Origin of the sequence: Naasia aerilata, from assembly GCF_030296595.1 — a bacterium.
Lineage (GTDB): Bacteria > Actinomycetota > Actinomycetes > Actinomycetales > Microbacteriaceae > Naasia > Naasia aerilata.
This window is the reverse complement of record NZ_AP027731.1, coordinates 2,705,459-2,718,961: the sequence shown is the minus strand read 5'-3', so window position 1 is coordinate 2,718,961 and position 13,503 is coordinate 2,705,459. Positions and strand designations below refer to the sequence as shown.

Here is a 13,503-nt window from a genome sequence, read left to right as displayed (position 1 = left end):
TCGGGGTCCGGCCGCCGCGGCGGCGCGGCGGCGGCCACGACGGCGGCCCGACCCCGGAGGCTCTCCCCCAGCAGGCAGGATCCGGGTCGAGCAGGCCGGATCGGCTCCGTTCAGCCTGCTGAGGAGGGAAAGTGCCTGCTGAGCGAGAGGAAGAGGGCGGTTGCGGCGCGCCCGAGGGTCGGCTCTGCGTCCCCCGGTGTCAAGGCCGGAGCCGCCCCCGAGGGGGCACTCCTATACTGAAACAGGCCCGATACGGGCCATACAACTTCATGCAGAAGGGTCTTCCCCCAGTGGCCGATTTCCAATGGGACCCCATTGACGACAAGGCAGTAGACACCGCACGCATCCTCGCCGCAGACGCGGTCGAAGAGGCGGGGAACGGGCACCCGGGGACGGCGATGAGCCTCGCACCCGTCGCGCACCTGCTCTTCCAGAAGGTCATGCGTCGCGACCCCAGCGACAACGAGTGGGTCGGTCGCGACCGCTTCATCCTGTCCAACGGGCACGCCTCGCTCACCCAGTACGTGCAGTTCTACCTGGCTGGCTACGGCCTCGAGCTCGACGACCTCAAGCACCTCCGCAAGTGGGGATCGAAGACGCCCGGCCACCCGGAGTACGGCCACACCGACGGCGTCGAGATCACGACCGGCCCGCTCGGCCAGGGCCTGTCCTCCGCGGTCGGCTTCGCCTACGCGGCCCGCTACGAGCGCGGCCTGTTCGATCCCGACGCCCCTGCCGGCGAGAGCCCCTTCGACCACTTCATCTACGCGATCGCGGGCGACGGCGACCTGGAGGAGGGCATCACGAGCGAGGCCTCCTCGCTCGCCGGCCACCAGAAGCTCGGCAACCTCATCGCGATCTACGACGACAACCAGATCTCCATCGAGGACGACACCAACATCGCCTTCACCGAGGACGTCCAGAAGCGCTACGAGGCGTACGGCTGGCACGTGCAGACGGTCGACTGGAAGAAGACCGGCGAGTACGTCGAGGACGTCGAGGCGCTGTACCGCGCGATCGAAGCCGCGAAGGCCGTGACCGACAAGCCGTCGATCATCGCGCTCAAGACGATCATCGGCTGGCCCAGCCCGAAGAAGCAGAACACCGGCAAGATCCACGGCTCCGCACTCGGTGCCGACGAGCTGCGCGCCCTCAAGGAGGTCGTCGGCTTCGACCCGGACACGACCTTCGAGGTCGACGACGAGGTCCTCGCCCACACCCGGCAGGCGGTGCAGCGCGGCCAGGCCGAGCACGAAGCCTGGAAGCAGGGCTTCGACGCCTGGGCCCAGGCGAACCCGGAGCGCAAGGAGCTGTTCGACCGACTGCTCGCGCAGCAGCCGCCGGAGGGCCTCGAAGAGGCTCTGCCGACCTTCGAGGCGGGCGGCAAGGACGTCTCCACGCGCGCCGCGTCGGGCAAGATCATCAACGCGATCGCCCCGATCATGCCGGAGCTGTGGGGCGGCTCGGCCGACCTTGCCGAGTCGAACCTGACCACCATCACCGACGCGGAGTCCTTCGTGCCCGCCGAGTGGTCGACGCACGAGTGGACGGGCAACCCGTACGGTCGCGTGCTGCACTTCGGCATCCGTGAGCACGCGATGGGCGCGATCCTCAACGGCATCGTGCTGCACGGCAACACGCGCGCCTTCGGCGGCACGTTCCTCATCTTCAGCGACTACATGCGGCCATCGGTCCGCCTCGCCGCGCTGATGAAGGCGCCCACCATCTACGTCTGGACGCACGACTCGTTCGCGCTCGGCGAGGACGGCCCGACGCACCAGCCGATCGAGCAGCTCACGGCCCTCCGCGCCATCCCGGGTCTCGACGTCGTCCGCCCCGCTGACGCCAACGAGACCGCGTGGGCGTGGAAGACGGTCCTCGAGCGCCGCAACGGACCCGCGGGCCTCGCCCTGAGCCGGCAGAACCTGCCCGTGTTTGAGCGCGGCGACGGCGAGGCGGAGGGCGACACCCTCGCCCACGCCCGGCACACCGCCCGCGGCGCGTACATCCTGGCCGAGGCGCCGAACGGCACGCCCGACGTGATCTTCCTCGCCACGGGCTCGGAGGTGCAGATCGCCCTGGCGGCCCGCACCCAGCTGGCCGAGCAGGGCGTGAACGCGCGCGTCGTGTCGGTTCCCTGCCTCGAGTGGTTCCAGGAGCAGGACGAGGCGTACCGCGAGAAGGTCCTTCCCGCCGCGGTGAAGGCGCGCGTCTCGATCGAGGCCGGCATCGCGCTCGGCTGGCGCCCCTGGATCGGCGACGCCGGTCGCAGCGTGTCGATCGAGCACTTCGGCGCCTCCGCCGACTACCAGGTCCTGTACGAGAAGTTCGGGTTCACCGCGGAGGCCGCAGTCGCCGCCGCGAAGGACTCCCTGGCCGCCCTCTGAGCGACCGACCCGCATCCACGAAAGAGGGAACGAAGATGACCGACACGGCATCCGCCACCACCACCCCGACCGCCGCGCTGTCCGCCGCCGGCGTCAGCATCTGGCTCGACGACCTGTCCCGCGAGCTGCTCGACTCCGGCCGGCTCCAGGAGCTGATCGACACCCGCAACGTCGTCGGGGTCACCACGAACCCCACGATCTTCGCCTCGGCCCTCGCGAAGGGCGAGGCCTACGACGCGCAGGTCCGCGAGCTCGCCGCCGCCGGAACCGACGTCACCAACGCGATCTTCGAGATCACGACCGCCGACGTGCAGCGCGCCTGCGACGTCTTCCGGCCGATCTTCGACGCGACCGCCGGTTACGACGGCCGCGTCTCGATCGAGGTCACCCCGGGAGCCGCCCGCGACACCCAGGCCACGATCACCGAGGCCAAGGCGCTCTGGGCGAAGGTCGACCGGCCCAACGTGATGATCAAGATCCCCGCCACCAAGGAGGGACTCCCCGCGATCACCGAGGCGATCGCCGCCGGCATCAGCGTCAACGTCACGCTCATCTTCAGCCTGCAGCGCTACGCCGAGGTCATCGCCGCCTACCTCACCGGGCTCGAGCGCGCGGCCGAGGCGGGCATCGACCTGTCGACCATTCACTCGGTTGCCTCGTTCTTCGTGTCGCGGGTCGACACGGAGATCGACAAGCGCCTCGACGCGATCGGCACCGACGAGGCCAAGGCCCTCAAGAGCAAGGCGGGCATCGCGAACGCCCGGCTCGCGTTCCAGCTCTTCGTCGAGGAGATGGCCACGGAGCGCGCCCTGTCCCTTCAGGAGAAGGGCGCCAACCGCCAGCGGCCGCTCTGGGCGTCGACCGGCGTGAAGTCGCCCGACCTGCCCGACACGCTCTACGTCGTCGAGCTCACCACGCACGGCGTCGTCAACACCATGCCGGGCAAGACGCTCGAGGCGACCTTCGACCACGCCGAGATCCATGGCGACACGGTCACCGGCGCCTACGCGGAGGCGAAGGGCACCATCGACGCGATCGGCTCGCTGGGCATCTCGATCGACGAGGTCACCGAGCAGCTCGAGAACGAGGGCGTCGACAAGTTCGTCGTCTCCTGGACCGAGCTGACCGAGACGGTCACCTCGGCGCTCGAGGGCGCCAAGTGAGCGTCCGGATCCTGACCGGCGGCGCCGCACGCGAGGCCGTCGAACGGGTCGTCCCGCAGCTCGTGGCCGACAAGGTCGCCTCGGGCATCACGGGGCTCGACCCCGACCTGTGGGGCGAGGCGGCCGTCGAGGAGTCCTCGAAGCGACTCGGCTGGACCGAGGCGGTCGCGACCTCCCGTCCCCTGGTGGCCGAGATCACCGCGCTCCGGGAGGACCTCCGGGCCAAGGGCGTCGACCACATCGTCCTCGGCGGGATGGGCGGCTCCTCGCTGGCTCCCGAGGTCATCACCCGGACCGCCGGCGTCGCACTCACCGTCCTCGACTCCACCGATCCCGGCCAGGTGCTCTCCGCGCTGCAGGACCGGCTCGAGCGCTCCGCTCTCGTCGTCTCCTCCAAGTCGGGGTCGACGGTCGAGACGGACAGCCAGCGCCGCGTGTACGAGAAGGCGTTCGCCGACGCCGGCATCGACCCGCGCGAGCGGATCATCGTCGTCACCGACCCGGGCTCCCCGCTCGACTCGTCGGCGCGCGAGGCGGGCTACCGCGTCTTCAACGCCGACCCCAATGTCGGCGGCCGCTTCTCCGCGCTCACCGCGTTCGGCCTGGTGCCCTCGGGCCTCGCCGGCGCGGACATCGCCGAGCTGCTCGACGAGGCGGAGTCGGAGCTCGTCTATCTCGCGGTGGACCAGGACGACAACCCCGGTCTGATCCTCGGCGCCGCCCTCGCGGGCGCCTCGCCGCTCAAGGACAAGACGGGCATCGTCGCCGACGGAACGCACATCGTCGGCTTCGCCGACTGGGCGGAGCAGCTCGTGGCCGAGTCGACCGGCAAGGAGGGCAAGGGGCTGCTGCCCGTCGTCCTCGGCCTCGACGCGCCGGAGTTGAGCGACGTCCCGGAGGACCTCCAGGTCGTCCGGCTCGTGGACGAGGCGACTCTGAGCCGCAACTCGGAGCACCTCGCCGCCGGCGAGATCGTGATGAGCGGCACGCTCGGTGAGCTGATCCTCGTCTGGGAGTACGCGATCGCCGTCGCGGGGCGCCTGCTGGGCATCAACCCCTTCGACCAGCCCGACGTGGAGTCCGCGAAGATCGCGGCGCGCGGCCTGCTGGACGCGCGTCCGGAGCCGACCCCGCCGGCCTTCACCGAGGGCGGCATCGAGGTGCGCGGCACCGACGACGTGCTGTCCGGCGTCACCGACCTGCGTGCGGCCGTGCAGGCGCTCCTCGCCCAGGTGGGTCCGACCGGCTACGTGGCCATCCAGGCCTACGTGAACCGGCTGGCGCTCCCCCGGCTGGAGGAGACGCGGAACATCGTCGCGGCCGAGGTGCACCGTCCGGTGACCTTCGGCTGGGGCCCGCGCTTCCTGCATTCCACCGGCCAGTATCACAAGGGCGGCCCCGCGGTCGGCGTGTTCCTGCAGATCACCGCGGACGCCCCCGAGGATCTCGAGATCCCGGACCGTCCGTTCACGTTCGGCCAGCTCATCCAGGCCCAGGCCACCGGAGACGCCACCGTGCTCGCCGACCACGGCCGCCCGGTGCTGCGCCTCAACCTCACGTCCGACGCGGCAACGACGGCGCTGTTCGACGCACTCAACCCTCGAGCCTGACGGGCTTCGCCCCGTCCACGTCAAGGAGTCGTGCATGCCGGTCGAGATCACACCGGACTACAACCCGCTGCGCCTGCCCAGTGACCGTCGCCTCAGCCGGATCGCCGGTCCCAGCGGCCTCATCATCTTCGGAGTGACGGGCGACCTGTCCCGCAAGAAGCTGATGCCGGCCGTCTACGACCTGGCGAACCGGGGCTGCTGCCGCCGGGCTTCGCGCTCGTCGGCTTCGCCCGGCGCGACTGGGAGGACCAGGACTTCGAGAAGATCGTCTACGAGGCGGTCAAGCAGTACTCGAGGACCCCGTTCGACGAGGACGTCTGGAAGCAGCTGGCACAGGGCATCCGCTTCGTGTCGGGCACCTTCGACGACGACGCGGCCTTCGACGAGCTGAAGCGCACCATCGCTCAGCTCGACCAGGACCGGGGCACGATGGGCAACCACGCGTTCTACCTGTCCATCCCGCCGAAGGCCTTCCCCATCGTCACCGAGCAGCTCCGGCGCTCGGGGCTCGCGGAGCAGAAGGACGGCGAGTGGCGGCGCGTCGTCATCGAGAAGCCGTTCGGCAGCGATCTGAAGACCGCGCGCGAGCTGAACAAGGTCGTCGAGAGTGTCTTCCCGGCCGACTCGGTGTTCCGCATCGACCACTACCTCGGCAAGGAGACCGTCCAGAACATCCTGGCGCTCCGGTTCGCCAACCAGCTCTACGAGCCCATCTGGAACGCGAACTACGTCGATCACGTGCAGATCACCATGGCCGAGGATATCGGCGTGGGCGGACGCGCCGGCTACTACGACGGCATCGGCGCGGCCCGCGACGTGATCCAGAACCACCTCCTCCAGCTGCTCGCGCTGACCGCGATGGAGGAGCCCGTCTCCTTCGACGCGCGCGCCCTGCGGCAGGAGAAGGAGAAGGTCCTCTCCGCGGTGAGCCTGCCGAAGGACCTGTCGAAGTCGACCGCGCGCGGCCAGTACTCGGGCGGCTGGCAGGGCGGCGAGAAGGTCACCGGCTTCCTCGAGGAGGAGGGGATGAACCCCCAGTCCGTGACGGAGACGTACGCGGCGATGCGGCTCGACATCAACACGCGCCGCTGGTCCGGGGTGCCGTTCTACCTGCGCGCCGGCAAGCGGCTCGGGCGCCGCGTCACCGAGATCGCGGTCGTCTTCAAGCGCGCGCCGCAGTACCTGTTCGCCGAGGCGCAGACCTCGCAGCTCGGCCAGAACGCCATCGTCATCCGCGTGCAGCCGGATGAGGGCGTCACGATCCGGTCCGGCTCCAAGGTGCCGGGCGCGGGCATGCAGGTCCGCGACGTGACGATGGACTTCGGCTACGGGCACGCGTTCACCGAGGCGAGCCCCGAGGCGTACGAGCGGCTCATCCTCGACGTGCTGCTCGGCGACCCGCCGCTGTTCCCCCGCCACCAGGAGGTCGAGCTCTCCTGGAAGATCCTCGACCCGGTCGAGGAGTTCTGGTCCACGCAGGGCCAGCCCGAGCAGTACCGTCCCGGGACGTGGGGTCCGGCCTCCGCCGATGCCCTCATGGCCCGCGACGGCCGGAGTTGGAGGCGTCCGTGATCGTCGATCTGCCGAACACGACGACCGCCGGAGTCTCGAAGGCGCTCGTCAAGATCCGCGAGGAGGGCGGCGTCATCGCCCTCGGGCGCGTGCTCACGCTGGTCATCGCGACCGAGCTCGGCCACGAGGAGGAGGCCATCGAGGCCGCGAACGACGCCTCCCGCGAGCACCCGATGCGCGTCATCGTCGTCTCCCACGACGCCGACTCGCGCGCCGAGGACACGGCGAAGGTCGACGGCCAGATCCGGGTCGGCGGGGACGCCGGCGCGAGCGAGGTCGTGGTGCTCCGCGCCTTCGGCGGCGCCGCGATCGACGAGGAGAGCCTCGTCACGGGACTCCTGCTGCCCGACGCTCCCGTGGTGGCCTGGTGGCCGGGGCTCGCGCCCGAGGTCGTGTCGCAGTCGCCCATCGGGCGCATGGCGACGCGGCGCATCACCGATGCGTCCACCCAGCCCGACCCGCTCGCCTTCCTCAATCACCTCTCCGACACCTACGCGCCGGGCGACACCGACTTCGCCTGGACGAGGCTCACGCTGTGGCGCGCCCAGCTCGCCGCCGTGCTCGACCAGCCGCCCTACGAGCCGGTCATCGGCGTCGAGGTGCACGGCGCGGAGGACTCCCCTCGACAGGGCTCCTCGCCGCCTGGCTGGGGCTGCAGCTCGAGGTGCCGGTGAGCCACGAGGTCTCCATCCGCGCCTCCGGCTCGAGCGGCATCCACGGCGTGCGCATGGTTCGCCGGTCCGGGATCATCGAGCTGGACCGCCCGGAGGGCAACCTCGCTACGCTCGTCCAGCCGGGAAAGCCGACCCACGACGTGTCGCTCCCCCGCCGCAGCCTCCGCGACTGCCTGGCCGAGGAGCTGCGCCGCCTGGGACCCGACGACCTGTACGGCGAGGTCCTCCGCAGGGGTCTCCCCGGCTCCGCGGCCCCGTGCACGTGGATGCTAACCTGACCGAACCCCGGAAAGGCGGTGCTGCGTGACGAATGAACGCCGAGTGATCGTCCATCCTGACGAGGACTCACTCGTCGGTTCGGTCGCGGCGCGGTTCATCACCAAGCTGGTCGACCTGCTCGCCGAGAACGACGAGGCGCACGTCGTCCTGACCGGCGGCGGCATGGGCGGGCAGACGCAGCGGGCCATCCGCGACTCCTCCGCGCGCGACACGGTGGACTGGACGCGCGTGCACTTCTGGTGGGGCGACGAGCGCTTCCTTCCGGCCGGGGACCCGGAGCGCAACGACGTGCAGGCGCGTGAAGCCCTCCTCGACGCGCTGCCCACGCCGGCGGCCAACGTGCATCCCTTCCCCGCGAGCGACGAGATCGAGGACCTCGACGAGGCGGCCGCCGCCTACGCCGACCAGCTCCTGCTCGCCGCGCCAGAGGGACGCAAGTACCCGCGGTTCGACATCACCTTCCTGGGCGTGGGACCGGACGGGCACATCGCCTCGCTGTTCCCCGACCGGGACGGCTACCGGAACGCGGATAAGACGGTCGTCGCCGTGCGGGAGGCGCCCAAGCCGCCGCCCAACCGGCTGAGCCTCACCCTGCCGGCGATCAACTCGTCGGACCGCATCTGGATGGTCCTGTCCGGATCCGACAAGGCGCCCGCGCTGGGACTCGCCCTCGCCGGCGCCAGCGCCAACGAGGTGCCCGTCGCGGGCGTCCAGGGCCGCAAGCGCACGGTTTTCTTCGTGGACAAGAAGGCCGCTGCCGACGTCCCCGAGTCCCTCATCGCCAGCTCGTACTAGTACGTTCCGGCCCGAAAGGTACGGCGCAACGCGCCACCTCGGCCGGAACGTACGAGGAAGGCCCCGACCGCGACGGTCGGGGGCCTTCTGTGTCTGTGGGCTCAGCCCTGGTTCGAGTCCGCCGGGATCTTGCCGCGGCGGATGCGGAGCTGCGTGAGCGCCTCCTCGAGGAGCTGCGCTGCCTCCTCCTCGCTGCGACGCTCCTTCACGTAGGCGAGGTGCGTCTTGTACGGCTCGGTCTTGCTCACGGCCGGCGGGTTGTCCTTGTCGCGTCCGGCGGGCAGGCCGCTCGACGGGGAGTCGATGACGTCCGGGATCTCGTCATCCGGCAGGTTCGCCGCGAAGTAGCGGACGGTCTCGTTGCCCAGTGCGTCCCAGTAGGACACGGCGACGCGCTCGGCGTGGAAGCCGTGGTCCTGTTCGCCCATCGGACCCGCGCCTACGCGCGAGCCACGGATGGCGCTGCCTCCTGATGCCATTTCTCTCCCTCAGTCTCCGTCGCGGCGGGGCGTCAGGCGCCGGCGTCGAAACGCGTGATCAGTCCGAGCACCACGATGCATGCGACCCAGACCAGACCGAGGATGACGGTGATGCGGTTGAGGTTCCGCTCCGCCACGCCGGATGCGCCCAGGTTGGACGTGACGCCGCCGCCGAACATGTCGGAGAGCCCGCCGCCGCGTCCGCGGTGCAGCAGGATCAGCATGGTCAGGAGCAGACTGGTGATGCCGAGCACCACCTGCAGCACGACCGCCAGGATGTCCACGCGTAGCCTTTCGTCTGGTCTCCGGCACCGCCGGACCGAAGTCGAGTATAGGCGCTTCCTTCACCGGGCCGCGGGCGCCGCACCTGATCAGCGCCGCATCAGCCCGACACCGCGCGCCGGATGCCCTCAGCGCCGGTCGCGACCCGCTCGCCAGGCCGACGGGGGCGCCGAATCGGCCGAAAGGCGGTCAAAAAGCCCCCACTGCGGGTGTCATTCCGGTTCCGACCAGGCTTTTCAACACATACTTGTGGCCTGCGTCAGCTCGACGTCGAAGGTTCCCTGGGGGTAACCGAAATGACTGTCACCACGACCACGCACGCCGCCCTCGCTCGTCCGGCTCTCGCCGGGATCGCGCTGGCCGCTGCCGTCCTCCTCATCCTCGCGAACGACGGCACGAGGGCGAACGCTGCAGCAGGCGACGACGGCTTCCTCGGCACCGCCGACGGCTACGCCGTGCTCGCCTACTCCACCGTCACGAACGGCGGGGCGCTCACCCTCGTCGACGGGAACCTGGGCGTGAGCGCGGGCAGCGCCGTCACCGGGTTCGGCGTCACCCAGGTCACGGGCACCACCGACCTCGGCGCCACGAGCCCGGCCGGACCCGCCATGGACGATGCGACCGCCTCCTACGTCACCCTCGCGGGCCTGTCCGCGACCGGGACCTATCCCTCCGGCGAGGTGGGCGGCTCCGCCCCCGTGCCGGGCGTCTACACCAACGCCGCCCAGCTCACGGGCACGGTCACCCTGGACGGGGACGCGGACGACGTCTGGGTGTTCCAGTCGGCCAGCGGCCTGACGACCGCGGCCGCGAGCAGCGTCGTCCTCCTCGGCAACGCCAACCCCTGCAACGTCTACTGGCAGGTCGGCAGCTCGGCCACCCTCGGCACCGGCACGGCCTTCGTGGGGACCATCCTCGCTCAGGCGTCCGTCTCGCTGAACTCGGCCGCCTCGGTGCAGGGCCGCCTGATCGCGCAGACCGGCGCCGTCACCCTGCTCGACAACCTCGTCTCCCTGCCGCAGTGCTCCGACCCCGCCGACGACGCGGACGACACCACGGACGCCGACGGCACGGTGGACGCCGGCACACCGGCCGGCGGCGGCACCAGTGGCGGCGCCGGGGATGCAACCACCGGCGACGCCCTCAGCACGACCGCCGACGCCGCGACGCTTCCCGCGACCGGATCGGACTCGACGCCCTTCCTCCTCGGCGGCGTACTGCTCGCCGCGGTGGGCACCGCCCTGCTTCTCGCCTCTCGCCGGCGCACCGCGACCGGAGTCTGACATGAGGCTGCCCGCCGTGGCGGGCATCCTCTTCCTCGCCGGCGCCGTCGCACTCGTGGCGGTCCCGCTCCTCGACGCCGCGGGAGCGTCGGCGGGCGGCGTCGGAGCGGCGGGCACCGCCGAGTCGGCGAGGCTCGTCGCGGTCGATGACGGCGCCGCCCCCGGAACCCGGGACGCGGGCTGGGACCCCGCGACGCCCGCGGCTTCGCCCGCCGTCCCCTACGGCGACGGCATCGGGGTGCTCGTCATCCCCGCCCTCGGGTCGGACTACCGAAGGGTCGTGGCGGAGGGCGTCGGCCTCGACGTGCTGGACCGTCCCGAGATCGGGCATTTCCCCGGTACGGCAGGGCCGGGCGAGGTGGGCAACTTCGCACTCGCCGGGCACCGCTCGACGGCACTGCTCCACCTGGCCGATGTCGGCCCGGGCGACCGCGTCCACCTGCAGACCGCGGACGGCTGGTACACCTACGAGGTCCGGGACGAGCACACGGTAGTCGCCCCGACGGCGGTCGAGGTCCTCTCCCCGTGCCCGGCGCGCCCGGCTTGGAACCGACGGAGCGCCTGCTCACCCTCGTCACCTGCTACCCGGAGTGGGGAGACGCCGAGCGCCTCGTCCTGCATGCAGTGTTCCTCGAGTGGCGCCCACTGCGTGCCGGACCGCCCGACGGGGTGTCCGCCGGCTGAGCCCGCAGGCTAGCCGCTGCTGCTGATCACATCCGACGCGGCGATCTTGAGGATGCCGTCCTCGTTCACCAGCTGGAAGGCGGTGTCCTCGGAGACGACGCTTCCGTCGTCCCGGTAGTACGTGATGGTGGCCTCCGCGCCGTCCGGCGGAAGCCCGCGGAGGTCGGTCACCTCGACGCGATCGACCGGGGCCCAGAACGCCTCGTACGAGTCCCGCCCGCCTGCGTGGTTCTCCTGGTAGTCGGCGGTCATCCGCGGCCAGGCTGCGTCGGTGTCCCGCGGCATCAGCGCGTAGTAGCCGGCGATCGCGTCCGCCAGCTGCGCCTCGGTCGGCGGATCGGAGATGGGGGCGACTGCAGGCGGCGGGGCCGGCGACGGCGACGGACTGGCGGGCGCCTCGGTGGTGGCGGTCGGGGTCGGGGTCGGCTCCGGCGTGGCCGAGGGAGTCGCCGAAGGGGTCGCCGACGCGGGGGCGGACGCGCGGGGCGTCGAGGTGGAGCCGGCCGAGGTGTCCTGTCCCGGATCGGGCTGCCCGCGGAGGAGAGCGGGGACGACGAAGGCGAGGATCGCCAGCACGGCCAGCCCGACCAGGACGGCCGCGATCCGCCGGCCCCGTCGCGGTGGCTGTTCGCCGGTGGACGCGGGCCGCACGGCGGGCGGCGTCGGCGGGGCGGTCACAGCCGGTGCGACGGCGGGTCCGCTCGATGCTCGCACGGCCGCGGCGGCGACCGGGGCAGGCGTGGTCGCGACGGGCACGACGGGCTCAGTCGGGGTGCGGACGGGGACCGCGGTCGGCGCGGATGGGGAGGCGGCAGCCGTCGCGGCTGGGGCGACGACCGCGGGAGGACCCGTCACCGCGGCGACCGGGGCCGGTGTGGTCCTGAGCGGCACGGCGCTGACGGGGGCGGGTTCCGCCTCCACGTCGTCGTCGACAGGCTCGTCCTTCTCGGCGAAGGCTGCAGCCAGGGCTCCGAGTCCGTCGTCGGTCGAGGACTCGTCGTCGAGGCCCTCCGGTTCGTCCTCCTCATGGTTCTCGGGTTCGACCGCGTCGTCGAGGTCCTCCGGTTCGACCTCGTCGTCGAGCTCCTCGGGTTCGACCTCCTCATCGGTCTCCTCGGGGAGCGCCTCACCTGCGACCGGTTGCCCCATGAGGGCGGCGTCCTCCGCCGCCTCCTCATCAACGACCTCGTCCTCGGCGACCTCCTGCTGGTCGATCTCGTCCGCGCCGACCTCGCCCGCTGCGAGCTCGTCCTGGTCGAGCTCGTCCTCGGCGACCTCGTCCTCTGCGAGCTCAGCCGCCTCCGCTTCGGCCGGGCGTTCGGGCGCCTGCAGTGCGGCGGCCTCCTCGGCGGCGTCGTACGGCACGGTCGCCGACAGCGCGGCTGCGCCTGCAACGGCCGCCGCTCCGACCGCGGGGGCCGGCTCCGGCAGCGGCTTCGTGGGCGCCGTCTCGGGCGTCTCCTCGGGTTCGAGCAGCGGGCGCAGCGCCGCGAGCTGGGTCGCGATCGAGCGCATGGTGGGACGCGCGTCGGGATCGGCTGCGAGCATGCGCATGAGCAGCGGCGCGAGGAGCTCGGCGTGCTCCGGCGGCCGCACGTCGCCGCGGGCCACGCGGTGAAGCAGTGCGATGGAGTTGCGGTCCATGCCGAACGGCGGCGCCCCCTCGACCGCGGCGTAGAGCGTCGAGCCGAGGGAGAACACGTCAGACGCGTACGACGAGTCGCCGCCGCGGGCGACCTCGGGAGCGAGGAACGCCGGGGTGCCGTGCATGAGCCCGGCCCGCGTGAGCGTCGCGTCGCCCACCGCCCGGGAGATCCCGAAGTCGCTGATCAGGGCCTCGCCGTCCTCGTCGAGGAGGATGTTGCCCGGCTTGACGTCGCGGTGCACGATCTTCAGCTTGTGCGCAGCGGCCAGCGCCGAGGCGACCTCCGACCCGATGCGGGCGACCTCCGCGGGGTCAGCCGGCCGCGCTCGGCGATCACGGCTGCGAGCTGCGTCGAGGGCAGGTACTGCATGATGATGCACGGCTGACCGTCGTGCTCCACGACGTCGAACACCGGCACGGCGTGCGGGTGGTGGAGCCGCGCGGTGATGCGGGCCTCCCGCATCGCGCGATCCTTTGCCGTCTCCGCCTCCTCGGCGGTCACCCCGTCCTGCGCGCGGAGCTGCTTGACCGCGACCGGGCGCCGGAGCCGCTCGTCCTGCGCCTCCCAGACGACGCCCATGCCGCCGGTGGCGATCACCCGGACCAGGCGGTACCGCCCCGCGAGGAGGGCGTCCGGCTCACTCACCGAA

Annotated in this window: 8 protein-coding genes and 3 pseudogenes; 8 read left to right on the top strand and 3 right to left on the bottom strand. The window is 71.6% G+C overall.

What is annotated here, in order from left to right:
- Positions 1–290 precede the first annotated feature (290 nt).
- The 6 genes and pseudogenes from tkt to pgl all read left to right on the top strand — a co-directional run bounded on the left by tkt (position 291) and on the right by pgl (position 8,480).
- Positions 291–2,387 carry a transketolase gene (tkt, locus tag QUE51_RS14165; RefSeq protein WP_286276998.1) on the top strand — a complete coding sequence of 699 codons (2,097 nt, stop codon included), beginning with the start codon at positions 291–293 and terminating at the stop codon, positions 2,385–2,387.
- A 35-nt stretch (positions 2,388–2,422) separates the two neighbouring features.
- Entirely contained in the window at positions 2,423–3,550 is a 1,128-nt protein-coding gene (tal, locus tag QUE51_RS14160; protein ID WP_286276997.1) for a transaldolase, read from the top strand.
- A complete protein-coding gene (locus tag QUE51_RS14155) occupies positions 3,547–5,160 on the top strand; it encodes a glucose-6-phosphate isomerase (RefSeq protein ID WP_286276996.1) in 1,614 nt (537 codons plus the stop codon). Before tal ends, QUE51_RS14155 begins: the two co-directional genes overlap by 4 nt.
- A 34-nt stretch (positions 5,161–5,194) precedes the next feature.
- Positions 5,195–6,732: pseudogene (gene zwf, locus QUE51_RS14150) on the top strand (glucose-6-phosphate dehydrogenase).
- Positions 6,729–7,684, top strand: a pseudogene (locus tag QUE51_RS14145) (glucose-6-phosphate dehydrogenase assembly protein OpcA). The pseudogenes zwf and QUE51_RS14145 overlap by 4 nt, the downstream one beginning before the upstream one ends.
- Before the next feature lie 25 nt (positions 7,685–7,709).
- Positions 7,710–8,480, top strand: a complete 771-nt coding sequence (pgl, locus tag QUE51_RS14140) for a 6-phosphogluconolactonase (RefSeq protein WP_286276995.1) — start codon at positions 7,710–7,712, stop codon at positions 8,478–8,480.
- A gap of 101 nt (positions 8,481–8,581) precedes the next feature.
- Here pgl and QUE51_RS14135 read toward each other — a convergent pair whose 3' ends face one another.
- A complete protein-coding gene (locus QUE51_RS14135) occupies positions 8,582–8,959 on the bottom strand; it encodes an RNA polymerase-binding protein RbpA (RefSeq protein ID WP_286276994.1) in 378 nt (125 codons plus the stop codon).
- 32 nt (positions 8,960–8,991) lie between these two features.
- Positions 8,992–9,243, bottom strand: coding sequence for a preprotein translocase subunit SecG (secG, locus tag QUE51_RS14130; protein WP_286276993.1), 252 nt, complete (start codon positions 9,241–9,243; stop codon positions 8,992–8,994).
- Positions 9,244–9,537: 294 nt separating this feature from the next.
- Here secG and QUE51_RS14125 point away from each other — a divergent pair, with 294 nt between their 5' ends.
- Together QUE51_RS14125 and QUE51_RS14120 are read left to right on the top strand one after the other, a co-directional pair.
- A complete protein-coding gene (locus QUE51_RS14125; RefSeq protein WP_286276992.1) occupies positions 9,538–10,524 on the top strand; it encodes an ice-binding family protein in 987 nt (328 codons plus the stop codon).
- A gap of 1 nt (position 10,525) precedes the next feature.
- Entirely contained in the window at positions 10,526–11,221 is a 696-nt protein-coding gene (locus QUE51_RS14120; protein WP_286276991.1) for a sortase domain-containing protein, read from the top strand.
- Here the strand turns inward: QUE51_RS14120 and QUE51_RS14115 are convergent.
- A pseudogene (locus QUE51_RS14115) lies at positions 11,218–13,451 on the bottom strand (serine/threonine-protein kinase). The gene QUE51_RS14120 and the pseudogene QUE51_RS14115 sit on opposite strands and share 4 nt — an antisense overlap.
- Positions 13,452–13,503: the final 52 nt, after the last annotated feature.

What these genes read in the sequence shown, in the direction of transcription:
- tal (WP_286276997.1), top strand. Translation starts at nt 2,423, where the DNA reads ATGACCGACACGGCATCCGCCACCACCACCCCGACCGCCGCGCTGTCC.
- QUE51_RS14125 (WP_286276992.1), top strand. Translation starts at nt 9,538, where the DNA reads ATGACTGTCACCACGACCACGCACGCCGCCCTCGCTCGTCCGGCTCTC.
- QUE51_RS14120 (WP_286276991.1), top strand. Translation starts at nt 10,526, where the DNA reads ATGAGGCTGCCCGCCGTGGCGGGCATCCTCTTCCTCGCCGGCGCCGTC.
- QUE51_RS14135 (WP_286276994.1), bottom strand. Translation starts at nt 8,959, where the DNA reads ATGGCATCAGGAGGCAGCGCCATCCGTGGCTCGCGCGTAGGCGCGGGT.